At 70.5% G+C, this 21,542-nt stretch carries 17 protein-coding genes and 1 pseudogene; 12 read left to right on the top strand and 6 right to left on the bottom strand.

All coding sequences use genetic code 11. From position 1 onward, the window contains the following. Nucleotides 1-40: 40 nt before the first annotated feature. Complete coding sequence (locus QF030_RS15890; RefSeq protein ID WP_307163327.1) at nt 41-1,225, bottom strand: PP2C family protein-serine/threonine phosphatase; 1,185 nt, start codon at nt 1,223-1,225, stop codon at nt 41-43. Between the two features lie 235 nt (nt 1,226-1,460). On the opposite strand from QF030_RS15890, the gene QF030_RS15895 reads away from it, so the two are divergent. Next, nucleotides 1,461-2,696, top strand: coding sequence for a GNAT family N-acetyltransferase (locus tag QF030_RS15895; RefSeq protein WP_307163328.1), 1,236 nt, complete (start codon nt 1,461-1,463; stop codon nt 2,694-2,696). Nucleotides 2,697-2,718: 22 nt separating this feature from the next. Here the strand turns inward: QF030_RS15895 and QF030_RS15900 are convergent, their stop codons facing one another. Both QF030_RS15900 and QF030_RS15905 read right to left on the bottom strand, forming a co-directional pair. Further along, a complete protein-coding gene (locus QF030_RS15900) occupies nt 2,719-3,525 on the bottom strand; it encodes an Fpg/Nei family DNA glycosylase (protein ID WP_307163329.1) in 807 nt (268 codons plus the stop codon). A gap of 255 nt (nt 3,526-3,780) precedes the next feature. Then, a complete protein-coding gene (locus QF030_RS15905; protein ID WP_142264317.1) occupies nt 3,781-4,266 on the bottom strand; it encodes a ribose-5-phosphate isomerase in 486 nt (161 codons plus the stop codon). Nucleotides 4,267-4,482: 216 nt separating this feature from the next. Between QF030_RS15905 and QF030_RS15910 the strand changes: the two genes are divergently transcribed. After that, nucleotides 4,483-6,015 carry an amino acid permease gene (locus tag QF030_RS15910; protein ID WP_307163330.1) on the top strand — a complete coding sequence of 511 codons (1,533 nt, stop codon included), beginning with the start codon at nt 4,483-4,485 and terminating at the stop codon, nt 6,013-6,015. Between the two features lie 114 nt (nt 6,016-6,129). Here QF030_RS15910 and QF030_RS15915 read toward each other — a convergent pair whose 3' ends face one another. Further along, entirely contained in the window at nt 6,130-8,289 is a 2,160-nt protein-coding gene (locus tag QF030_RS15915; protein WP_373428767.1) for a serine/threonine-protein kinase, read from the bottom strand. Between the two features lie 311 nt (nt 8,290-8,600). Here QF030_RS15915 and QF030_RS15920 point away from each other — a divergent pair, with 311 nt between their 5' ends. Beyond that, nucleotides 8,601-9,326, top strand: coding sequence for an LPXTG cell wall anchor domain-containing protein (locus QF030_RS15920; protein WP_307163332.1), 726 nt, complete (start codon nt 8,601-8,603; stop codon nt 9,324-9,326). Nucleotides 9,327-9,416: 90 nt separating this feature from the next. Here the strand turns inward: QF030_RS15920 and QF030_RS15925 are convergent, their stop codons facing one another. After that, complete coding sequence (locus QF030_RS15925) at nt 9,417-9,995, bottom strand: biotin transporter BioY (protein WP_307163333.1); 579 nt, start codon at nt 9,993-9,995, stop codon at nt 9,417-9,419. A gap of 466 nt (nt 9,996-10,461) precedes the next feature. Here QF030_RS15925 and QF030_RS15930 point away from each other — a divergent pair, with 466 nt between their 5' ends. The 8 genes and pseudogenes from QF030_RS15930 (at nt 10,462) to QF030_RS15965 (ending at nt 17,857) form a co-directional block, all read left to right on the top strand. Continuing rightward, nucleotides 10,462-11,715 carry an ROK family transcriptional regulator gene (locus QF030_RS15930; RefSeq protein ID WP_307163334.1) on the top strand — a complete coding sequence of 418 codons (1,254 nt, stop codon included), beginning with the start codon at nt 10,462-10,464 and terminating at the stop codon, nt 11,713-11,715. Nucleotides 11,716-12,010: 295 nt separating this feature from the next. Beyond that, nucleotides 12,011-13,078: an ABC transporter substrate-binding protein gene (locus tag QF030_RS15935; RefSeq protein WP_307163335.1), complete on the top strand. Its 1,068-nt coding sequence runs from the start codon at nt 12,011-12,013 to the stop codon at nt 13,076-13,078. 5 nt (nt 13,079-13,083) lie between these two features. After that, complete coding sequence (locus tag QF030_RS15940) at nt 13,084-14,088, top strand: ABC transporter permease (protein WP_307163336.1); 1,005 nt, start codon at nt 13,084-13,086, stop codon at nt 14,086-14,088. Then, nucleotides 14,064-14,801: an ABC transporter ATP-binding protein gene (locus tag QF030_RS15945; RefSeq protein ID WP_307163337.1), complete on the top strand. Its 738-nt coding sequence runs from the start codon at nt 14,064-14,066 to the stop codon at nt 14,799-14,801. Before QF030_RS15940 ends, QF030_RS15945 begins: the two co-directional genes overlap by 25 nt. Continuing rightward, nucleotides 14,798-16,156, top strand: coding sequence for an LLM class flavin-dependent oxidoreductase (locus tag QF030_RS15950; protein ID WP_307163338.1), 1,359 nt, complete (start codon nt 14,798-14,800; stop codon nt 16,154-16,156). Before QF030_RS15945 ends, QF030_RS15950 begins: the two co-directional genes overlap by 4 nt. Nucleotides 16,157-16,178: 22 nt before the next feature. Further along, entirely contained in the window at nt 16,179-17,072 is an 894-nt protein-coding gene (locus QF030_RS15955; protein ID WP_307163339.1) for a TauD/TfdA dioxygenase family protein, read from the top strand. 166 nt (nt 17,073-17,238) lie between these two features. Next, nucleotides 17,239-17,394: pseudogene (locus QF030_RS15960) on the top strand (superoxide dismutase); the annotation flags it as partial. Between the two features lie 223 nt (nt 17,395-17,617). After that, entirely contained in the window at nt 17,618-17,857 is a 240-nt protein-coding gene (locus QF030_RS15965; RefSeq protein ID WP_307163340.1) for a hypothetical protein, read from the top strand. A 114-nt stretch (nt 17,858-17,971) separates the two neighbouring features. Here QF030_RS15965 and QF030_RS15970 read toward each other — a convergent pair whose 3' ends face one another. Further along, nucleotides 17,972-18,616, bottom strand: a complete 645-nt coding sequence (locus QF030_RS15970; protein ID WP_307163341.1) for a mycothiol-dependent nitroreductase Rv2466c family protein — start codon at nt 18,614-18,616, stop codon at nt 17,972-17,974. Between the two features lie 151 nt (nt 18,617-18,767). On the opposite strand from QF030_RS15970, the gene pepN reads away from it, so the two are divergent. After that, nucleotides 18,768-21,347: an aminopeptidase N gene (pepN, locus tag QF030_RS15975; protein ID WP_307163342.1), complete on the top strand. Its 2,580-nt coding sequence runs from the start codon at nt 18,768-18,770 to the stop codon at nt 21,345-21,347. Nucleotides 21,348-21,542 lie beyond the last annotated feature (195 nt).

Consider the following 21,542-nt stretch of genomic DNA (forward strand, 5'->3'; position numbering starts at 1 on the left):
TCCCCTCGGAGGGTCTGCAGGGCGGCGGTTCGGGGGCGGCTCAGGCCAGGGGGGACGACTGGGACGTCGGGCCCTCGCGGCAGACCAGCAGCAGGGCGCGGTCGTCGTTGACGTCCTTCGCCACCGCCTCGATCAGGTGCCAGGCGGCGCCCTGGAAGCCGCCGGCCACGTAACGGTCGGCCTCGCCGGTGAGGCGGTCGATGCCCTCGACGATGTCCCGGTCGGAGGTCTCCACCAGACCGTCGGTGAAGAGCATCAGCACGTCACCGGGGCGCAGCGAGCCCTTCACGGGGTCGAACTGGGCACCGTCGTACACCCCGAGCAGCGGACCCTCGGCGGCCTTCTCCTCCCAGCGGCCGCTGCCCGCGCTGAGCTGGAGGCCCGGCGGATGGCCCGCGGAGTAGAGCTCGTAGTCGCCGGAGTCGAGGTCGAGGACCAGGTGGATGGAGGTCGCGAAGCCCTCGTCCCAGTCCTGGCGGAGCAGATAGCCGTTGGCGGCCGGGAGGAAGGCGTGCGGCGGCAGCGAGCCGAGCAGGCCGCCGAAAGCGCCCGACAGCAGCAGCGCGCGGGAACCGGCGTCCATGCCCTTGCCGGAGACATCCGTGAGGACGACCTCCATGGTCCGGCCGCCGTTCGTCCGGGCGGCGACGACGAAGTCGCCGGAGAACGACTGGCCCCCCGCCGGCCTCAGCGCCATCTCGCGGTGCCAGCCCTGCGGCAGGCTCGGCAGCTTGCTCTGTACCCGGATGCGTTCGCGCAGGTCGAAGAGCATGGTGCCGCCGCGCCGCCAGGGCACGCCGACCCGGCTGCGGAACTGGGCGATGAGCAGTCCGAAGAAACCGCATGCTGCGACGACCAGGACCACGCCCGGGGTGACTCTGGACGGGCCCTCGGTGTACGGGCCCAGTTGTACCGACTCGACGATGAGGGCCGTGGCCGCCGCCGCGTAGAGGCCGAGCAGGCTCGACGGGCGCAGCAGCAGTCCGCCGGCGACGATCGGCAGCACCAGGGCGGCCGGTGAGCACCACACCGAGTTGGCGAGGGTGGTGACGGCGATCAGCGGGACGGTGAGCAGCAGGAAGGCCAGCGCGATCCAGTCCGAACCGTCGCCCCGGAAGTAGTCCACGGCGCTTCTGCGCAGGCCGGTGCGGACCCGGTGCATCAAGTGCTTCAACCGGGCCGTCAACGTCTCGGCTTCCGCGCGCCGCTGTCGTCCTACTGCCATTAGTTCGGGACCCTATCCATCGAACCCGCCGCTTGGCACAGGAGGTCCCACTTGTCCCCCCTCCGAGGCTCAACTTCACAGTGAACTTCACGGAAAGCGCTCGCGCCCCGAGGAGAGGGAAATTGGCTGGCTCGTCTCTCGTGCGACTGCTAGGCATGAGTCCATGAGGAGTGAGGCGGCGGGCCGTGCGACCTCGTCCGCGGCCGGACGCCAGGGACGGCGGAAGGTGCGGGACATGCGGGAGTCGCGGGAACCACGAGTACTGCACCGGGACGAATGGGACGAGTGGTACGACACCCTGCTCCGCGCCTTCGGCGGCGTCGAGGAGTCGGCCGAGGAGCGGGAGCTGTTCAGGGCGCTCACCTCCTGCGAACGCTCCCTGGGCGTATGGGACGGCGACCGGTGCGTGGCCACGGCGGGAGCGTACGACTTCCGGCTGACCGTGCCCGGCGGGGCCTCGGTGCCGGCCGCGGGCGTGACGATGGTCGGCGTGAGCGCGACGCACCGGCGGCGTGGGGTGCTGACGTCGATGATGCGGCGGCAACTGGACGATGTGCGGGCGTGGGGCGAGCCGGTCGCGATCCTCACCGCCTCCGAACCGGACATCTACGGACGGTTCGGCTACGCCGCGGCGACCTTCGGGCTGCACGCCGAGATCGACACCGGTCGGGTACGGCTGTCCGTCCCGGCCGGCACGGACGACGTGCGACTGCGGTACGTCGACCCCGGCGCGGAGCTCGAGGCGTGCGAGGCGGTGTACGCGCGGACCGTGCCCGCCCGGGCCGGGATGCTCGCGCGCCAGGCGGGGTGGGAGCGGCTGGGGCTGCTCGATCCGGCGAGCGAGCGGGGCGGGGCGTCACCGCTGCAGTGCGTGCTCGCCGAACGGGACGGGGAGGTCACCGGGTACGTCCGCTTCCGGGTGCGGTCCGAGTGGCGGGACAGCGGGCACAACGGACAGGTGCGGCTCCAGGACCTCACGGGGGTCGACCCGGTGTCGGAGGCGGCGCTGTGGCGGTTCCTGTTCGGGATCGACCTCACGTCCTCGCTGAAGGTGCGGGGACGGCCGCTGGACGAGGCGTGGCAGCATCTCGTCTCCGACATCCGGCGGTGCGAGCTGCGGGTGCGGGACTCCCTGTACGTGCGGCTGGTGGACGTGGGTGCGGCGCTCGAGGCGCGGACGTACCAGGCCCCGGTGGACGTGGTGTTGCAGGTCGAGGACGCCTTCTGCCCCTGGAACTCGGGGCGGTGGAGACTGTCGGGGGACGCCAAGGGCGCGGTGTGCGGGCGCACCTCCGACGCCGCCGATCTGGCCCTGTCCGTGCGGGAGTTGGGGGCCGCGTATCTCGGGGGCGTCGGCCTCGCCTCACTGGCGGGGGCCGGACGGGTACGGGAGCTGCGGCCGGGCGCGCTGGCGGAGGCCGCTGTGGGGTTCGGGGCGACCACCGCCCCCTGGCTGCCGCACGGGTTCTGACGGAGTCCGCTCGGTCCGTTCCTCAGTTCTTCTGGCAGGTGGGGCACCAGAAGAGGTTGCGGGCGGCGAGGTCGGCGCTACGGACGGCGTCGCCGCAGAGGTGGCAGGGCTGGTGGGTCCGGCGGTACACGTACACCTCGCCGCCGTGGTCGTCGACGCGGGGCGGACGGCCCATCGCCTCCGGGGTGTGCTGGGGGCGGACCGTGTCGATGCGGTTGTCGCGGACGCCCTCGCGCATCAGGGCGACCAGATCGGCCCAGATCGCGTCCCATTCGGCGGGGGTGATGTCCCTGCCCGCGCGGTACGGGTCGATGCCGTGCCGGAAGAGCACCTCGGCCCGGTAGACGTTGCCGACACCGGCGATGATCCGCTGGTCCATGAGGAGGGCGGCGATCGTCGTACGGCTGCGGGAGACACGGGTGTACGCGGCCTGGGGGTCGGCGTCGGCGCGGAGGGGGTCGGCGCCGAGGCGGGCGTGTACCGCCCGCTTCTCCTCGCCCGTGATCAGGGCGCAGGTGGTGGGGCCGCGGAGGTCCACGTAGGAGGTGGCGTCGGCGAGGCGGAGCCGGACGGTGTCCGTGGGCGGCGGCGCGGGGGCCGGGCCGAAGGCCACCTTGCCGAAGAGGCCCAGGTGGATGTGGATCCATCGGTCGCCGGTGAAGCCGAGGAAGAGGTGTTTGCCGTGGGCCTCGGTGCGGGTGAGGGGGGTGTCGGTGAGGAGGGCGGCCGCGTCGCTGAACTTGCCCTGCGGGCTGGCCACTTGGAGGGGGCGGTGGGTGAAGCGGGCGTAGTCCTGCGCCAGTCGGTGAATGGTGTGTCCTTCTGGCACCGGCGCCTTCCTTATCCTTCCCGCCCGCCCGTCCGACCCGACCGGGGGACGCTCACCTTCACCGGGGCCGCACCCCGGCTCCCCTCCCGTCCGGCCCGGCCGGCGGACGGTCACCCTCGCCGAGGTCATGCCCCGGCCCCCAGCCCAGCAGCGCCCGACCCGGTCGGGTGGCAGGCGGACGTCCGGGGCCGCCCCCGCACCCCGGTTCACGCCTGCCCCGGCTGCTCGGCCGCTGCGTCACGCCGCCGCGTCGGTCTACTGCTGGGGGTGGTGGGGCGGGATGGCCGGGAGGTCGCCTGTGGTCTCGTACGACGAGAGCATGTCGATGCGGCGGATGTGGCGCTCGTCCTCGGAGAACGGGGTGGCGAGGAAGGTCTCGACGAACTTCGTCGCCTCGTCCTGGGTGTGCATGCGGGAGCCGACCGCGACGACGTTGGCGTTGTTGTGCTGGCGGCCGAGGGACGCGGTCTCCTCGCTCCAGGCCAGGGCGGCACGGACGCCCTTCACCTTGTTCGCCGCGATCTGCTCGCCGTTGCCGGAGCCGCCGATGACGATGCCGAGGGACTCGGGGTCCGCGGCCGTCCGCTCCGCGGCGCGGAGGCAGAAGGGCGGGTAGTCGTCCTGGGCGTCGTAGATGTGGGGCCCGCAGTCGACCGGGTCGTGGCCCGCCGCCTTGAGCCATTCGACGAGGTGGTTCTTGAGTTCGAAGCCGGCATGGTCCGAGCCGAGATACACGCGCATGGGATGAGTGTGACACGGGTGTTGCCGGGTAGCAGCGCCGGGTGCCGCGTCCGAAAACTGTGAGCAATGCAATAGAAGCTCAGGAAAACCTCAAGTAACAATCTGGAATCAAAGGTTCCCGAATTCATTCGCCTCGGATTCACTGGACCGGCTCGTACGCCCCCCACGCACGACGCACCTGATTCCCCTCACGCGGCGCAAAGGAAAACCATCCTCATGACTTCGCAGCCGACCCTCACCGAGGCCGGTCACGGCCCCGGAGGTTCCGGAGAACCCGGAAGCGGATCCGGATCCGGACTTCAGGCAGGGCTCAAGAACCGGCATCTTTCGATGATCGCCATCGGCGGCGTCATCGGAGCCGGACTGTTCGTCGGTTCCAGTTCCGGAATCGCCACCGCCGGGCCGGGCATTCTGCTGTCCTACGCACTCGTCGGCACGCTCGTGGTGCTGGTCATGCGGATGCTCGGCGAGATGTCCGCGGCCAATCCGACCTCCGGTTCGTTCTCCGCGCACGCCGACCGGGCGCTCGGCCGCTGGGCCGGATTCTCCATCGGCTGGCTCTACTGGTTCTTCTGGGTCGTCGTGCTCGCGGTGGAGGCCACCGCCGGCGCCAAGATCCTCGAAGGGTGGATGCCCGGCGTACCGCAGTGGGGGTGGGCGCTCATCGTGATGGTGGTGCTGACCGCCACCAACCTCGTCTCCGTCGGTTCCTACGGCGAGTTCGAGTTCTGGTTCGCCGGGATCAAGGTCGTGGCGATCGGCGCCTTCATCATCGTCGGCGGGCTCGCCGTCTTCGGCGTGCTGCCCGGTGTCGACAGCGACAAGGCGGGCCTCGGCAACCTCACCGACCACGGCGGCTTCCTGCCCAACGGGCCGGGCGCCATCCTCACCGGTGTGCTGCTCGTCGTCTTCTCCTTCATGGGCAGCGAGATCGCGACCCTCGCGGCCGGCGAGTCCGAGAACCCGCAGCGCGCCGTGACGAAGTCCACGAACAGCATCATCTGGCGCATCGGCGTCTTCTACCTCGGTTCGATCTTCGTCGTCGTCACACTGCTGCCCTGGGACGACGCGTCCATCAAGGAGCAGGGTTCCTACGTGGCCGCCCTCGACTCGCTCGGGATCGCGCACGCCGGTCAGATCATGAACTTCATCGTGCTGACGTCGGTGCTGTCCTGTCTCAACTCCGGTCTCTACACGGCCTCCCGCATGGCCTTCTCGCTCGGCGAGCGGGGTGACGCGCCGAAGGTCTTCGCCCGGACGACCAGCCGTGGTGTTCCTCTCGCGGCGATCGTCGCCTCGGTGACCTTCGGGTTCGTCGCCGTCTTCTTCAACTACAAGTTCCCGGACTCCGTCTTCCTCTTCCTCGTGAACTCCAGCGGCGCCGTGGCCCTCTTCGTCTGGCTCGTGATCTGCTTCTCGCAGCTGCGGATGCGGAAGATCATCCAGGCCGAGGCGCCGGAGAAGCTGGTCGTGAGGATGTGGCTGTACCCGTACCTGACCTGGGCGACGGCCGCGCTGATCGTCTTCGTGCTCGGTTACATGCTGACCGACACCGAAGGGGAGAGCAGTGGTCGGACGACCGTTCTGCTGTCGCTGCTCGTCGCCGCCCTCGTGGTCGCCGTCGCCTTCCTGAAGGAGGGCCGGGTCAAGGCCAGGGCCAAGGCCGCCGGCACTGGCACTGGCACTGGCACTGGCACTGGTGCCGGCACTGGTGCCGGCGCGGCCTCTGTCGGGAGCAAAATCGAGTAGTTCCGCTCGGGAGCGGAGACAGGGGTCCGCTTCGGCGGGCCCCTTTTCGTCGGTGCGGCCTGCGGCGAGGTCGCTCCTCTCTCTTCCCGCCCTCCCTTCCTTCCGGCCTCACCGTCACATCACGGTGAAGCTGTCCTTGACCTTGTCGTACGTCCTCAGCGCCGCCGCCTCCGCCGCGGGCCGGTACCAGGTGTTGATCTGATACGACTTCCCGCTCTCGTTGAAGCCCAGGAGCCGGGCGTGCCAGGAGGTGCCCTGGAGGGTGAAGGTGTACTCCCAGACGACCGCCGGCCGGCCTTCGAACGTCGTCTCCTCCAGGCGGATCTTGCTGTAGTCCTGCCCCTGGTGGGCGTTCCTTTCGGAGGTCCGCCAGGTGTCCATCAGGTCGCCGCGGGCCAGGGAGGACTTGGCGACCAGCTCCTGGCTGCCGTCGGGTGACGTGTAGTGCACCTCCGCTCCCGTCTTCACATCCCGTCGCCAGCCCTCGGGCGTCGCCCACGCGAAGCCCCCGGCCTCCTGGTGCGTACCCGGGGGCAGGCTGGGGGGCCGGTACGTCCCCTCCACGGTGGGCGACGCCACGGGAACGGAACCGGCAGTGGAGCCGGAACCCGAGCTGGTGACCGGGGACGGCTGGGGCGAAGTGCCGCCGCCTGCCTGGTTGTCGCCGTCGGGCGCACCGGGAGCCGACGCCAGCACGATCGCGAGGACCGTGGCCAGGACGACGACACCGAGGGCGGCGACCGCGCCCGTACGGCGCCCCGTCCATCGCCCGGTCCCCCCGCCCGTACGGCTGATACGGCTGATTCGGCCGCTACGGCCCGCGAGGGGTCCGGGGTCCCCGGGCGGCATGTCCGTTCGGCGGGTCGGCGAGGGGTGCGGGGCGGGGTACGGCGGGGCGGGGTTCCGCTCCGTCACCGCGCGGGAATGGGCGAGCGAGACTCCGGAGTGCGGGGGCGGGTTTCCCGGCGGGCCGGGCGACGGAGGTTCGGAGCCCGACTCCGAGCGCATCTCCGAGACCGCTTCGCTCGAGGCGTCAGGGAGGACGTCAGCAGAGGCAGCGGAAGGCGTATTGGGGGAGGTGTCAGGGGATTTGCCGCCCGACGTGCCGGGGGAGGCATCCGGTACGTCGGGCGGGTGGGGCGGCGCCTTGGCGGCGTTCAGGAGTACCCGAGTCGGTGATTCCCCCGGCGACGACTCCCCCGCGTCCGAGCCCGTTTCCGGCCTCCGGTCTTCTGTTGCCCCGTCGGCCCCGCCAGCCCCGTCGGCCGGCTCGGTCCGCTCGGCCCGCTCGGGCTCCTCATCTTCTTCAGCCCGTTGGACCCTTTCCCCCCGTGGAGCCCTCTCGGGCCTTTCGGGCTCCTCGCCCGCCTCCACCTGCTCGACGTCGGCGGCCCCCTGCGACTCCTCCGCCTCCCCTGTCTCCCCTGTCTCCGCTGCCTCGCCCGCCTGCCCCGTCTGCTTCGTCTGCCCGCCCCGCCCCGTCCGCCCCGCCCCGCCGGGGGACGCGATGCGTTCGAGGGTGGACTCCAGGTCGTCGAGGGTGGGGCGGGCTGTGGGTTCCTTGGTCAGGAGGGCGGTGAGGATGTCGTACAACGGGCCTGCGTCGGAAGGGAGTCGGGGTTCCTCGTAGAGAACCGCGTGCAGGGTCGCCAGGGTGGTCTCCCGGGAGAAGGGGGAGTGTCCGGCCAGCGCGGCGCAGAGCGTGGCGCCCAGGGACCACGCGTCGGAGGGCGGGCCCTGCGGGTGGCCGGAGATGCGCTCGGGGGCCATGTAGTCGGGGGAGCCGACCAGCATGCCGACCATGGTCAGCGCCTTCGTGTCCTGGATCGCGGCGATTCCGAAGTCGGTGAGCACGATCCGCCGGACGCCGGTTCCTCCGTCGCCCGCGCTGTCCATGCCTTCCACCAGGACGTTGCCCGGTTTGATGTCGCGGTGCAGTACCCCCCTCGCGTGCACCTGGCGCAGTGCCGTGACCAGGCCGAGGCCGATCCGGGCGGTGTCGTGCGGGCCCAGTGGGCCTTCCTCCGCCATGATCCGTTCGAGGGAGCGGCCGATCACCAACTCCATGACGATCCAAAGGCGTTCGCCCTCGTCGACGACGTCGTAGACGCGCACCACGTTGGGATGGTCGATGCGGGCGGTGGCCCTGGCCTCGCGCAGGGTGCGTTCGCGGCGGGTGCGGGTGTCCTCCGTGTCGAGGCCGTCGATGCGCATTTCCTTCACCGCGACCTGCCGGTCGAGGACCTCGTCGGTAGCCCGCCACACGCGCCCCATTCCCCCCTGGCCGATACTCTCGACCAGCCGGTAGCGCCCCGTCACCAGCAGCCCGGAGAAACCGCCACTCCCCCAGATCCCGGTGTTCCCCGGAATCCCCGAGTTCCCTGGATTCCCCGCATTCCCCCTATTACCTGGGCTCCCCGGATTCTCTGCGTTTCCCGCATTTCCCGGCAATCCGCTGCACCCCCTCCATTGCCCGGCCCCTGGAACACAATAGTCACACTTACCGCCTTACCAGCATAGTGTGGAGAAATCTTGTGGTACCTCTTCCAGTACTGCGAATTCAGGCGCAGCCAAGGGGGGCGAACATGAGTTCTCGTCGCGCGACGACCGTCGCCGGATCGCTGGTCGTGGCATCTTTCTCGGCGGTGTTGATCCTTTCCTTCCCCGCCGGGGCGGACGATCAGGGGCCCGGGAGCGGCAAGGGAGGAAAGCCCGTCGACGAGGCGCCCGCGGGCGTGAAGACGACGACGACACTGCCGGAGCGGATCTCGGTCGACAACAGTTCCAAGAAAACGGCGATCACTGCCACGGTGAAGAACGAGGGGACCAAGGACAGCGGACAGACAAGGCTTTTGGTCGTCGGTTTCGACGGCCTCACGGTCAAAAGCGTTCAAGGGTGTGACGCCATTGCGAAGAAGGACCTTCCGGAAGGGTCCAACAGCGGTTTCTCCTGCCCCGTCGGCAATCTCGCGGCCGGGGCGTCGAAGTCGTACGCCGTCGACGCGACCTTCGATCTGAGCAGGACCGGAAAGATATGCCTGCCCGTCCAGACCGGTGACGGGAAGAAGACGTTCTGGCAGCAGGGCCCGGTGCCGTTCGGTACGACGAACCCGTCGCCCAACGCCCCCGCCACCCCGCTGCTCCTGGGCACCGACAACACGCCCGTGGGGCCCGGCGGCGAGGAGCTGCCCAGGACCGGCGTGGAACGGGAGATGTTGCCGCTCGGCGCGGCCGGGGTCTCGCTGCTCGCGGCGGGCGTGGCCGGACTGTGGTGGTCGTCCCGGCGGCGGCCGGAGCAGCGGGCGAACTGAGCCGCCACGACGCGGAAGAGGTCCGCCGGGTCGAGTCGCGCAGTGCGACCACGTCCCGGCGGACCTCTTCCGGAAGCGAACAGCGTGCCTCTACTCCTTGACGAGCTTCCAGGCCGTCGGGAGGAGGCCCATCGCCAGGGCCGCCTTGACGGCGTCGCCGATCAGGAAGGGCGTGAAGCCGGCCGCGATCGCGGCGGAGGCGGACATGTCGGCGGCGTAGGCCAGGTACGGGACGCCGACGACGTAGATGATCGCCTCGCCCAGCAGCATCGTGCCCGCCATGCGCGGCACGGAGCGGTCGGCGCCCCGGCGGGCCAGTGCGCCCACGGCGGCGGTCGCGAGGATCATGCCGAGGATGTAGCCGAAGGAGACGGAGACACCGGAGCTGCCGCCCGCGAACCACGGCACACCGGCGAGACCGGCCAGGGCGTAGACGGCGAGGGAGGAGACCCCGCGGCGGACGCCGAGGGTCGTGCCGACGAGCAGCGCGGCGAAGGTCTGGCCGGTCACCGGGACCGGGGAGCCGGGAACCGGGACGGCTATCTGGGCCGCGAGGCCGGTGAGCGCGGCACCGCCGAGCACGAGCGCGATGTCCCGGACACGGGAAGCGGGGAGGAGGTCGGCGAGGACCTTTCCGGGACGAGCGGGGGTGACGGCGGCGGTGCTCATGGGGACTCCGCGGGATCGGGACGGACGGGAACACGGCGACGCTATCCCAGGGCAGTCGAGGCGATCACCGTCCGCGGTCGACAAACGGTCGAACGCGACGTTGGTGGGCTCCTGACAAAGAAGGAGGGTTACACGCGGTACGAGGTGACCCCCGTCACTGAGGTGGAGTGGTTCGGGATACGCGGGCGCCCCTTTCGGTCTCTGTAGGGTTTCGCCAACCCAACGGCGGCCGTCTCGCCCGTCGGTCGCCATCTGGGCAGGGCCGGTCCCCTTTGCTAGCTTCGAGCCATGGTTGCCCAGGCCCAAGCTCTGAACTTCTCGTCGCGTCGCCACGTCGACCTGCGACGCGTGGGCGCGGCCGCCTGTCGCCCTCCGGTGTGAGGCGGGCGGAGCCGATCATCCGGCGCGCCGCGCTCCACAGACGGCGCAGTGTCGGACCGGCTCCCGACTTCCGAGGAAGTTCCCCATGCCCCGTACCGCGGTTGCTCCCGCCCTCCACGTTCCCGGCGCCTCTCCCGGTGCCTCTCCTGTCACCCGGGTCGCCGACAGTGACCGGCGGCGTACCAGCGCCAGTGTGATCCTGCGGTCCGTGCTGGAGCACGGGCCGGTCGCGCGCTCCACCATCGCCCGGCTCACCGGGCTCTCCCCCGCTTCCGTCACCGACCACTGCGCCCGGCTCACCGGGCTCGGGCTGATCCGGGAGGCGGCGGCGCCCCGGCGCAGCAACGGGGTGGGCCGACCGCACGTTCCCGTGGATCTGGACGACTCGCGGTTCGTGGTGGGCGGGGTGCATGTGGCGGTGCCTTACACGACCGTGTCGCTGCTGGATCTGCGCGGCCGGGTGGTGGCGCGGCGGGAGTTGAAGCACCGAGGACGCCTCGGACCGTCCGAGGTGCTGGCACGGGCGGCCGACGGGCTCGGCGCGCTGCTGGGGGAGGCTCCCGGCTGCCGGGCCCTCGGGGTGGGGGTCGCCGTGGGCGGCTGGGTGGACCGGGATTCGGGGACCGTCGTCGAGCATCCGCTGCTGGGCTGGCGGGACGTGCCGGTGCGGGAGGCGGTCGGCTCGCGCACCGGGCTGCCGGTCCAGGTGGACGGGCACGCGCGGGCGCTGGTCAACGCGGAGCGGCTGTTCGGGCACGCGCGCGGCAGCCTCAGCGTGCTGCATCTGTTCGTCGGGAACGTGGTCGACGCGGCGTTCGCGACCAACGACGAGGTGCATCACGGGCCGCGGTCGCAGGCGGGCGCCATCGCGCATCTGCCGTTGGCCGGCGGCACGGAGCCCTGCGACTGCGGCCGGGTCGGCTGCCTCCAAGTGGAGCTGAGCGAACGGACGTTGTGCCGACGGGCCCGGCAGGCAGGGATGATCGACGGGGTGAACCCGATGCACGTGGTCGCCGCGGCGGACGCCGGGAACCCGGCGGCCGTACGCCTGCTGCGGGAGCGCGCGCGGATGGTGGGCCGGGCGGCCGGGCTGCTGCTGGACGTGCTCAACCCCGAGCGGATCGTCGTCACCGAGGTGGGAGTCCTGTTCCGGGAGGACTGCCTCGCCGCGCTGCGGGGCGAGGTCGGGGCGGGACGCTCCGCCACCGTCTCGCCGAGCAGTTTCCCCGACTCCGTGCTGGCCGTGGCGGGCGGGGCGGTGGCGCTTGACGTGCTCTACCGGGATCCGCTGGCCCTCTCCTGGCCTCGCCCTCAGGGCTTCCCACCTCCGTCGACTTAATTCAGAAACTCCGAATGTTGACAGGCCCCGCACGCGGACAGGAACATCTTTCTCATGAGCTGTCGCACCTTCTGTTGCTGACGCCCCGGCGCGCCGGGAGCGCGCCCCTCTCCTGCCTTTAGCCGCAGGTGTCGTTTCGGTCTTGTTTCGGATTCCTTGCAGATTTCTTGCGGGATTTCCGCGGACCCGTCGCGGGCTTCTCTCGATTCCCGCAGGCCTTGCATCCAGTGCCACACCCGTTTTCCTCCGCCGGCTTCCGCCTGCCTTGTCTCCGTTTTCCCCTGGGGGTTCTCCCGTGCCTGTTTCCCGTACGTCCGGTGTCGACCGGCGTCTCTTCCTCGCCTCGCTGCTGGGCGCCGCCGCCGGTGTCGCCGGCCTCAGCGGCTGCGCCGAGAGCAGTGCCGCCACCGGTGGCGAGGGCGCCTCCACGGCCCCGCTCGCCGCCAAGGTGCCCGCCGGCACGAGCCTGAAGATCGCCTCCTACCAGGGCGCGCAGCAGTTGCAACTGAAGCTGGCGAAACTGCCCGAGCTGCCCTTCACGGTGTCGAACTGGCTGAACATCGGAGCCGGTCCCGACGTCATCAACGCCTTCCGAGCCAAGTCCCTGGACGTTGCCAACAACGCGGGCATTCCGCCGATCCAGGCGCATTACCAGGGCTTCGACGCAAAAATCGTCGCGATCAACATCACGCGCAAGCCGAACTACGTCTTCGCCACCAAGCCGGGCAGCGACATCAGGACCGTGGACGACTTCCGTGGAAAGAAGCTGGCGTTCTCCCAGGGGCAGGCACAGGGCGTCGTCCTGCTGCGGGCACTGAAGAAGGCGGGCCTGAAGTACGACGACGTGAAACTGGTCCCGCTGACCAGCAACCAGTTCCTCACCGCGCTTCAGTCGGGCCAGGTGGACATCGCCCCGCTCGGCAACACCCAGTCGCCCGCCTACCTCAAGCAGTACGGGCCCAAGGGCGCCCGCGTCATCACCACCGACGTCGTCGACCTGCTCAGCCTGCTGTGGGCACCGGCGTCGGTGCTGAACGACAAGGCGAAGGCCGCCGCCGTCGCCGCGTACATCCCGCAGTGGGCGCAGGGCCTGGTGTGGAGCTACGAGAACCCGGACGCCTGGAACGAGGAGTTCTACGTCAAGACCCAGAACCTGACTCTCGACCAGGCCCGGTCGATCACCGCGCTCGCCAACAAGCCCCTCTTCCCGCCGACTTGGGACGAGGCCATCAAGTGGGAGCAGGAGACCGCGGACCTCCTGGCGGAGGGCGGCTTCGTGAAGGAGTTCGACGTCTCCTCGCTCTTCGACCACCGCTTCGAGGGCATCGCCGCCAAGTCCGTGGCAGCCGAGTACCGGAGTTGACCGCCATGACCACCAGCGCAAGCCCGAACACGACCACCGGAAAGAACACGACCACCGGCACGAGCGCGACCACCGGCACGAAAACACCGAGCGGCACGAGCACGCCCATCGGCACGGACACGACAGCCGGCACGGACACGGCAGCCGGCACCGCCGCGACCGCGGTTCCGGCTGCCGCCGCTCCCGTCCCCGCGGCCGCCGACGACGGTAGCCGGGCCCGCCGCCGGCAACGACGCCGTGGACTCGCCCCCGGCAAACCGTGGCCCGCCTCCCGGCTCGTCGGGCCCCTGCTGCTCATCGTCGCGTGGGCCGCCGCCTCGGCCGCCGGGCAGCTGGACACCGGGGCGATCCCCGCGCCCTGGACGGTGCTGAGGACCGGCGTGAACCTGTGGACCGACGGGACACTGACCACCGACGTCCTCACCTCCCTGGAACGCGCCGCCTACGGCTTCGCGATCGGTCTGTCCGCCGGGGTGACGCTCGCGCTGGCCTCGGGACTGACCCGGACCGGGGAAGCCCTGATCGACGGGACCGTGCAGCTCAACCGGGCGATCCCGACCCTCGGCCTGATCCCGTTGTTCATCCTCTGGCTGGGCATCGGCGAGACGTTCAAGATCGCGATCATCGCCATCGTCGTCTACATCCCGATCTACCTCAACACGCATGCCGCGCTCTCCGGCATCGACCACCGGTTCGTCGAACTGGCCGAGGTGCAGGGCCTGTCGAAGGTCCAGTTCATCCGGCAGATCGTGATCCCCGGCGCCCTGCCCGGATTCTTCGTGGGACTCCGGCTCGGGGTGACCGGCTCCTGGCTCGGACTGGTGGTCCTGGAGCAGATCAACGCCACCAGCGGCCTCGGCTACATGATGTTCCAGGCCCAGAACTACGGCCAGTCGGACGTCATCCTCGTCGGCCTCCTCATCTACGGCGTCTTCGGTCTCCTCTCCGACGCCGCGGTCCGTCTCATCGAACGGAGGGTGCTGTCGTGGCGCCGCACACTGAGCAGCTGACCCGCTCCACCGCCGTCCGGCTGCGCGGCCTGACGCGGTCCTTCGAGGACCGTACGGTTCTCGACGGCATCGACCTGGACATCCCGGCCGGCCAGTTCGTGGCACTCCTCGGACACAGCGGATCCGGCAAGAGCACCCTGCTGCGGGCGGTCGCCCACCTCGACCACGAGGTCGTCGGCAGCGGGCAGCTCACGGCCCCGGAGCGGGTGTCGGTCGTCTTCCAGGACTCCCGGCTGCTGCCCTGGCGTCGGGTGCTGGACAACGTACTGCTGGGGCTGGACGGCAAGGAGGCGGAGCGCAAGGGCCGCGAGGCACTCGCCGAGGTCGGGCTCAAGGGCCGCGAGCGTGCCTGGCCCAACGAGCTGTCCGGCGGTGAGGCGCAGCGCGCCGCGCTGGCCCGCTCACTGGTCCGGGAACCCGAACTCCTGCTCGCCGACGAGCCTTTCGGGGCGCTCGACGCCCTCACCCGGATCAAGATGCACACCCTGCTGCGCGAGCTGTGGGAGCGCCACAGGCCTTCCGTGCTGCTCGTCACCCACGACGTGGACGAGGCGATCGTGCTCGCCGACCGGGTCCTCGTCCTCGACCACGGCCGTATCGGCCTCGACCTGACCATCGACCGCCCGCACCCGCGCTCGTACCGGGACCCACTGCTCGGCGAGTACCGGGAACGGCTGCTCAGCGCCCTGGGCGTCACGGAGGACCACAAGTGACCACGCCTCACCACGGACGACAGCTCCACCTCAACGCCTTCCTGATGAACACCGGCCACCACGAGGCGTCCTGGCGGCTCCCGGAGAGCGACCCGTACGCCCACGTCGAGCTCGACCACTACGTCCACCTGGCCAGGATCGCCGAACGAGGCACCTTCGACTCCCTGTTCCTCGCCGACGGCCCACAGCTCTGGGGCACCATCGCCCAGCGCCCGGCCGGCGCCCTGGAACCGCTCACGCTGCTCACCGCGCTGGCGACCGCCACTCAGCACATCGGCCTCATCGCCACCGCCTCCACCTCCTACAACTCCCCCTACAACCTGGCCCGCAAGTTCGCCTCGCTCGACATCATCAGCGGCGGCCGGGCGGGCTGGAACATCGTCACCACGGCCGGCGCCGAGGCCGCCCGCAACTTCGGTCTGGACGCCGAGCCCGCCCACGCCGAGCGCTACGCCCGCGCCGGCGAGTTCCTCGACGTGGCCCTGAAGCTCTGGGACAGCTGGGAGGACGACGCGATCGTCGCCGACAAGGCGGCCGGCGTCTGGGGCGACGACGCGAAGGTCCACCCGCCCCGGCACCGGGGGACGTACTTCAGCGTCGAGGGAGCGCTCAACGTCCCGCGCTCACCCCAGGGTTACCCGCTGCTGGTGCAGGCCGGGTCGAGCGAGGACGGCAAGACGTTCGCGGCCCGTTACGCGGAGGCGGTGTTCACCGCGCAGCAGACGCTCTCCGACGCGCAGGCCTTCTACGCCGACCTCAAGTCCCGTACCCGGCAGGCCGGCCGGGACCCCGAGCATGTCAAGGTGCTGCCCGGGATCGTCCCCGTGATCGGCTCGACGCAGGCCGAGGCTCGCGAGCACGAGCGGATCCTCGAGGACCACATCGTGCACACGCACGGCGTCGAGCGGCTGGAGCAGTTGCTCCAACTGGAGCCGGGCACCCTGGAGCTGGACTCGCAGCTGCCCTCCGAGCTGCCGCCGGAGAGCGCGATCGAGGGCGCCAAGAGCCGCTACACCCTCGTGGTGGAGCTGGCCCGGCGTGAGCGGCTCACCGTGCGGCAGCTCATCGGGCGGCTCGGCGGCGGGCGCGGGCATCTCACCTTCGCGGGCACTCCCGAGCAGGTCGCCGACGCGATCGAGAGCTGGTTCACCCAGGGCGCCGCCGACGGGTTCAACATCATGCCCGCGGTGCTGCCCTCCGGCCTGGACGCCTTCGTCGACCACGTCGTGCCGATCCTGCGCGCCCGCGGCCTGCTGCGCAGCGAGTACGGCCCGCGCACGACCCTGCGCGAGAGGTACGGCCTCCCGCGCCCCGCCAACCAGTACGCGCACACTCCCGCACCCGCCCTCGTGTGACCCTCGTCGAAAGGACCTACCCATGAGCATCGAGATCCGCAAGGTCACGGCGAACATCGGCGCCCAGGTCCTGGGCGTCGACATCGCCAAGCCCCTGGACGAGGAGACGTACACCGCTCTGCGCGAGGCGCTCAACGTCCACAAGGCCCTGGTCTTCGACGACGTGAACCTCGACGACGCGGGCCAGCAGGCCTTCGTCCGGCACTTCGGTGACCTCACCACCGCCCATCCGACGGTGCCGGCCGTCGACGGCGCCCCGAACGTGCTGCCGGTCGACAGCGAGCGCGGCCGTGCCGCCAACCACTGGCACACGGACGTCACCTTCGTCCTCAACCCGCCGCAGGCCAGCACCCTGCGCAGCCTGGTCCTCCCGCCGTACGGCGGCGAGACCCTGATCACCAGCTCGGCGGCCGCCTACCGCCAGCTGCCTGAGCCGCTCAGGCAGCTCGCCGACACCCTGTGGGCCGAGCACACCAACGACTACGACTACGCGGTGCCCCAGGAGGCGGTCGACGAGGAACAGGCCGCCGCGCGCGCCCAGTTCACCTCGATCAAGTACCGCACCGTCCACCCGGTGGTCCGCGTGCATCCGCTCACCGGAGAGCGGGGGCTGTTCATCGGCGGGTTCGCGCAGCGCATCGTGGGCCTGTCACCGGCCGAGTCCCGCAAGATCCTGGACCTGCTCCAGGCGTACGTCACCCGGCCGGAGAACATCCTGCGCCACCGCTGGTCGGAGAACCAGCTGGTCCTGTTCGACAACCGCATCACCCAGCACTACGCGGTCGACAACTACGACGGCCGGCCCCGTCGGCTGCACCGGGTGACCGTCGCGGGCGACATCCCGGTCGGCATCGACGGCAAGGAGAGCTACTCGATCGAGGGCGACGCGGCGCACTACACACCCGTGGCCGCCTAGCCCGGGCCATCACCCGAGGCGGCTGTATCCCGGCTGCACCCCGCCCGCACCCGGTCGGCCCTCACGTGGAGACACGTGGGGGCCGTCCTGTTGCCCGCGACCCCCTTCTTATTGCTAGCCTGCACTTGCAAGTAACTTGCAATAAGAGGTTCGAGGGGACCCCGCCATGCCCGTCCACACGCTGCCCGAACTGCCCTCCGACTATTCCGCGCTCGCGCCCGTGGTCAGCCCGGAGATCATCGAGCTGCACCACGACAAGCACCACGCGGCGTACGTGAAGGGCGCCAACGACACGGTGGAGCAGCTGGCGGAGGTGCGGGAGTCCCGCGCGGATGTGCTGCTGCCCGCCCCCTGAGGCGGTCGTGAAGCGTCCTGCCTCGTGATCGTCTTCTCACCCTTCACGGCGGCAGGCGGAGTGAAGGTGCGGCCCCGCGAGGACCTGACTCGCGGGGCCGCACCCGTATGCACCGCTTCCGTATGCACCGCTTCCGTGCGCCCGACTGGGGGCTTCCCAAGGACGGCGTCCCGGGGTGACAGTGGCCCGCATGGGTCTTCCGAAGAGGCGTTGCCCCAACTGCGGGGACACCGACCAGCACTTCCGGCACATGCACGACGACGAGAAGGCCTTCGCCCTGAAGCAGGGGCTGGTGCACAGGGCGGATCTCGACAAGTTCCGGCGCTGCACCCGCGAAGGCTGTGTGCGGGTGCAGTCCTATTTCAACTGGCGGTCCGGCTTCGACCTCCCGGAGGAGTTCCGGTCGCCGCCCCAGCCGGCCGTCCAGTAGCAGCACAGCGCGGGCGTGGGCGTGGCGGTACGGGCCGCGTGCGGTACCGGTGCCGGTCCTCCGTCACGTGGTCCGCGGTGCCCCGCGAGCGGAGCTCACGGGGCACCGGTGCCGTCACAGGTTGCTGAAGTCCGGGCCCTTGGTGCGGGAGCGCTTGATCTCGTAGAAGCCGGGGACCGAGGCGACGGCGAGGGTGCCGTCCCAGAGGCGGGCGGCCTCCTCGCCCTTCGGCGCGGGGGTGACCACGGGGCCGAAGAAGGCGATCTGCTCACCGTCGGGGCCGGGGACGGCGATGACGGGGGTGCCGACGTCCTGGCCGACCTTCTCGATGCCCTCCTTGTGGGAGGCGCGCAGTTCGGCGTCGAACTCGAAGTCCTTCTGGTCGGCGTACTCGATGAGGTCGGCGGGCAGACCGACGTCGGCGAGCGCGGCGGCGATGGCCTCCGGGGTGGGGCCCTCGCCGTTGTTGTGGAAGCGGGTGCCGAGCGCGGTGTAGAGCGGACCGAGGACGTCCGCCCCGTGCTTCTGCGCGGCGGCGGCCACCACTCGGACCGGCCGCCAGGCCTGCGTCTCGAGGAACTCCCGGTACTGCTCGGGCAGCTCCTCGAGCCTGTCCTCGTTGAGGACGGCGAGGCTCATCACATGCCAGCGGACCTCGATGTCACGAACCTTCTCCACTTCCAGCACCCAGCGCGACGTCATCCAGGCCCAGGGGCACGACGGGTCGAACCAGAAGTCGACGGGGGTCTTCTCGGACATGTCTCTCCTCAAGCGATCCTCACGGGACAAGCCCTTTCCCCGTGAACACCGCCGTCCCCGCCGCACATTCCCTGCTGCCCGGCGTCAGGGGCGCATGGCAGGATCACTCCTGTCCGAAAGCCCATGCTCAACGCACTGAGGGAGTACCGCCGTGCCCGGTGAGAACCTGTCCCGCGACGAGGCCCGGGAGCGGGCCGCCCTGCTGTCCGTCGACGGGTACGACGTGTCCCTCGACATCCGGTCGGCGGTCGGCGACCGGACCGGGGACGAGCCTCGCACCTTCCGCTCGGTCACCACGGTCCGCTTCCGCTGCAACGAGCCCGGCGCGTCGAGCTTCGCGGACCTGATCGCGCCGAGTGTGACGTCCGTCTCCCTCAACGGCCGCGACCTCGACCCCGGTGAGGTCTTCGACGGCGTCCGGATCCTGCTGGAGGACCTGGCCGCGGAGAACGAGCTGATCGTCGACGCCCAGTGCGCCTACTCGCGCACCGGCGAGGGCCTGCACCGCTTCGTCGACCCGGAGGACGGCGAGGTGTACCTGTACACCCAGTACGAGCCGGCCGACGCCCGCCGGGTCTTCGCGGGCTTCGAGCAGCCCGACCTCAAGGGCCCGTTCCGCTTCGAGGTACGGGCGCCCGAGGACTGGGTGGTGTGGAGCAACGGCGTCGGCGAGCGCGCCGACGGCGTGTGGCGCTTCGCGGAGACGAAGCCGATCTCGACGTACATCACCTGTGTGGTGGCCGGCCCGTACCACTATGTGACGGACACCTACACCCGCGACCTGGGTGACGGGACGACGCTGGAGATCCCCCTCGGCGCGATGTGCCGCAGGGGTCTGGAGCCCCACCTCGACTCCGCGGACGTCTTCCTCGTCACCAAGCAGGGCCTGGACTTCTTCCACGACCACTTCGACTACCCGTACCCGTTCGGCAAGTACGACCAGGCGTTCGTGCCCGAGTACAACCTCGGCGCGATGGAGAACCCGGGTCTGGTGACCTTCCGCGAGGAGTACATCTTCCGGGGCAAAGTGACGCAGGCGTCGTACGAGGCGCGGGCGAACGTCATCCTGCACGAGATGGCGCACATGTGGTTCGGTGACCTGGTCACCATGGTGTGGTGGGACGACCTGTGGCTGAAGGAGTCCTTCGCCGACTTCATGGGCACGTTCGCGAACGTCGGCGCGACCCGCTTCACCGACGCCTGGATCACCTTCGCCAACCGCCGCAAGGCGTGGGCCTACCGCGCGGACCAGCTTCCCTCCACCCACCCGATCACCGCCGACATCCGCGATCTCCAGGACGCGAAGCTCAACTTCGACGGCATCACGTACGCCAAGGGCGCCTCCGTCCTGAAGCAGCTGGTGGCGTACGTCGGCCAGGACGCGTTCCTCGAGGGTGCGCGGCGCTACTTCAAGCGGCACGCGTACGGCAACACGCGTCTCGGTGATCTGCTGTCGGTGCTCGCCGAGACCAGCGGCCGGGACATGGGCGGCTGGGCTCGGTCCTGGCTCCAGACGGCGGGCGTGAACTCGCTGACCCCGCAGGTGCTGCTGGACCCGCAGGGCCGCGTCGACGAGCTGGCGGTGCTGCAGGAGGCCGCCGAGGCCTACCCCGAACTGCGGCCCCACCGGGTGGCGATCGGCCTGTACCGCCGCGAGGACGACCGTCTCGTGCGGTACGCGCGCGCCGAGACGGACGTCGACGGCCCGCGTACGGTCGTGACGGAGCTGGCGGGCGCCGAGGCCCCGGAGCTGGTGCTGGTCAACGACGACGACCTGACGTACTGCAAGGTGCGCTTCGACGAGAACTCGCTGGCCACGCTGCGGGAGCAGCTGGGTTCGATGACCGACCCGCTGGCCCGGGCCCTGTGCTGGTCGGCGCTGTGGAACCTGACCCGGGACGCGCTGCTGCCCGCGCCCGACTTCGTGGACCTGGTGGTGCGGTTCGGGCACCACGAGTCCGACATCGGCGTTCTCCAGATGCTGCACGCGTGGGCGGACTCGGCGCTGGTCCACTACGCGCCGCGGTCCTGGCGGCGGACGGGCGAGGAGCTGCTGGCCGACACCGCGCTGCGGAATCTGCGGGCGGCCGGGCCGGGCAGCGAGCACCAGCTGGCCTGGGCGCGCTTCTTCGCGACGGTGGCGTCCCGCGACACCGACTTCGAGCTGCTCCAGGGCCTGCTGGACGGCACGGCGACGATCGACGGGCTGGAGGTGGACCAGGAACTGCGCTGGGTGTTCGTGGAGCCGCTGGTCGCGCACGGGTACGCCGACGAGAAGGCGCTGACGGCCGAACTGGCGCGGGACGACACGGCGTCCGGCAAGCGGCATCAGGTCCGCTGCCTCGCGGCCCGCCCGTCGCAGGCGGTCAAGGCGCAGGCGTGGGCCCAGCTGGTCGAGTCGGACTCGCTGTCCAACGCGCTGGTGGAGGCGACGATCGCGGGCTTCGCCCAGCCCTCGCAGCGGGAGCTGCTCGTGCCCTACGCGGAGAAGTACTTCGCGTCGATCGAGCGGATCTGGGCCGAGCGGTCGATCCAGATCGCGATGACGGTCGTCAAGGGCCTGTTCCCGTCGCTGCAGGACTCCCCCCGGACGCTGGAGGCGACGGACGCCTGGCTCACGGCGCACGAGTCGGCGGCCCCGGCGCTGCGCCGGCTGGTGCTGGAGGCGCGCGACGATCTGGCGCGGTCCCTGCGGGCGCAGGCGAACGGTGCGGAGGCCGGAACCGCCTGATCTTTGGCCATGGATTCCGCTGACGGTCACCGTTACGGAATTCAGGTATTCCGACCCGTAACCCCTGGCTCCCCCATTCGGGACCAGGGGTTTTCGGCGCCTCATCGGCATCCGAACACCCGTCCTTTAGGACGAGCTTGTCCGGGTTTGTCGACGAGCGTGTAACAGCGGTTAAGAGACAGCCCGGGCGCGGAA

Origin of the sequence: Streptomyces rishiriensis (assembly GCF_030815485.1) — a bacterium.
Lineage (GTDB): Bacteria > Actinomycetota > Actinomycetes > Streptomycetales > Streptomycetaceae > Streptomyces > Streptomyces rishiriensis_A.

What these genes read in the sequence shown, in the direction of transcription:
- QF030_RS15955 (WP_307163339.1), top strand. Translation starts at nt 16,179, where the DNA reads ATGAGCATCGAGATCCGCAAGGTCACGGCGAACATCGGCGCCCAGGTC.
- QF030_RS15895 (WP_307163328.1), top strand. Translation starts at nt 1,461, where the DNA reads ATGCGGGAGTCGCGGGAACCACGAGTACTGCACCGGGACGAATGGGAC.
- QF030_RS15965 (WP_307163340.1), top strand. Translation starts at nt 17,618, where the DNA reads ATGGGTCTTCCGAAGAGGCGTTGCCCCAACTGCGGGGACACCGACCAG.
- QF030_RS15930 (WP_307163334.1), top strand. Translation starts at nt 10,462, where the DNA reads ATGCCCCGTACCGCGGTTGCTCCCGCCCTCCACGTTCCCGGCGCCTCT.
- QF030_RS15925 (WP_307163333.1), bottom strand. Translation starts at nt 9,995, where the DNA reads ATGAGCACCGCCGCCGTCACCCCCGCTCGTCCCGGAAAGGTCCTCGCC.
- QF030_RS15920 (WP_307163332.1), top strand. Translation starts at nt 8,601, where the DNA reads ATGAGTTCTCGTCGCGCGACGACCGTCGCCGGATCGCTGGTCGTGGCA.
- QF030_RS15890 (WP_307163327.1), bottom strand. Translation starts at nt 1,225, where the DNA reads ATGGCAGTAGGACGACAGCGGCGCGCGGAAGCCGAGACGTTGACGGCC.
- QF030_RS15910 (WP_307163330.1), top strand. Translation starts at nt 4,483, where the DNA reads ATGACTTCGCAGCCGACCCTCACCGAGGCCGGTCACGGCCCCGGAGGT.
- QF030_RS15940 (WP_307163336.1), top strand. Translation starts at nt 13,084, where the DNA reads ATGACCACCAGCGCAAGCCCGAACACGACCACCGGAAAGAACACGACC.
- QF030_RS15915 (WP_373428767.1), bottom strand. Translation starts at nt 8,289, where the DNA reads ATGGGGCGCGTGTGGCGGGCTACCGACGAGGTCCTCGACCGGCAGGTC.
- QF030_RS15905 (WP_142264317.1), bottom strand. Translation starts at nt 4,266, where the DNA reads ATGCGCGTGTATCTCGGCTCGGACCATGCCGGCTTCGAACTCAAGAAC.
- QF030_RS15970 (WP_307163341.1), bottom strand. Translation starts at nt 18,616, where the DNA reads ATGTCCGAGAAGACCCCCGTCGACTTCTGGTTCGACCCGTCGTGCCCC.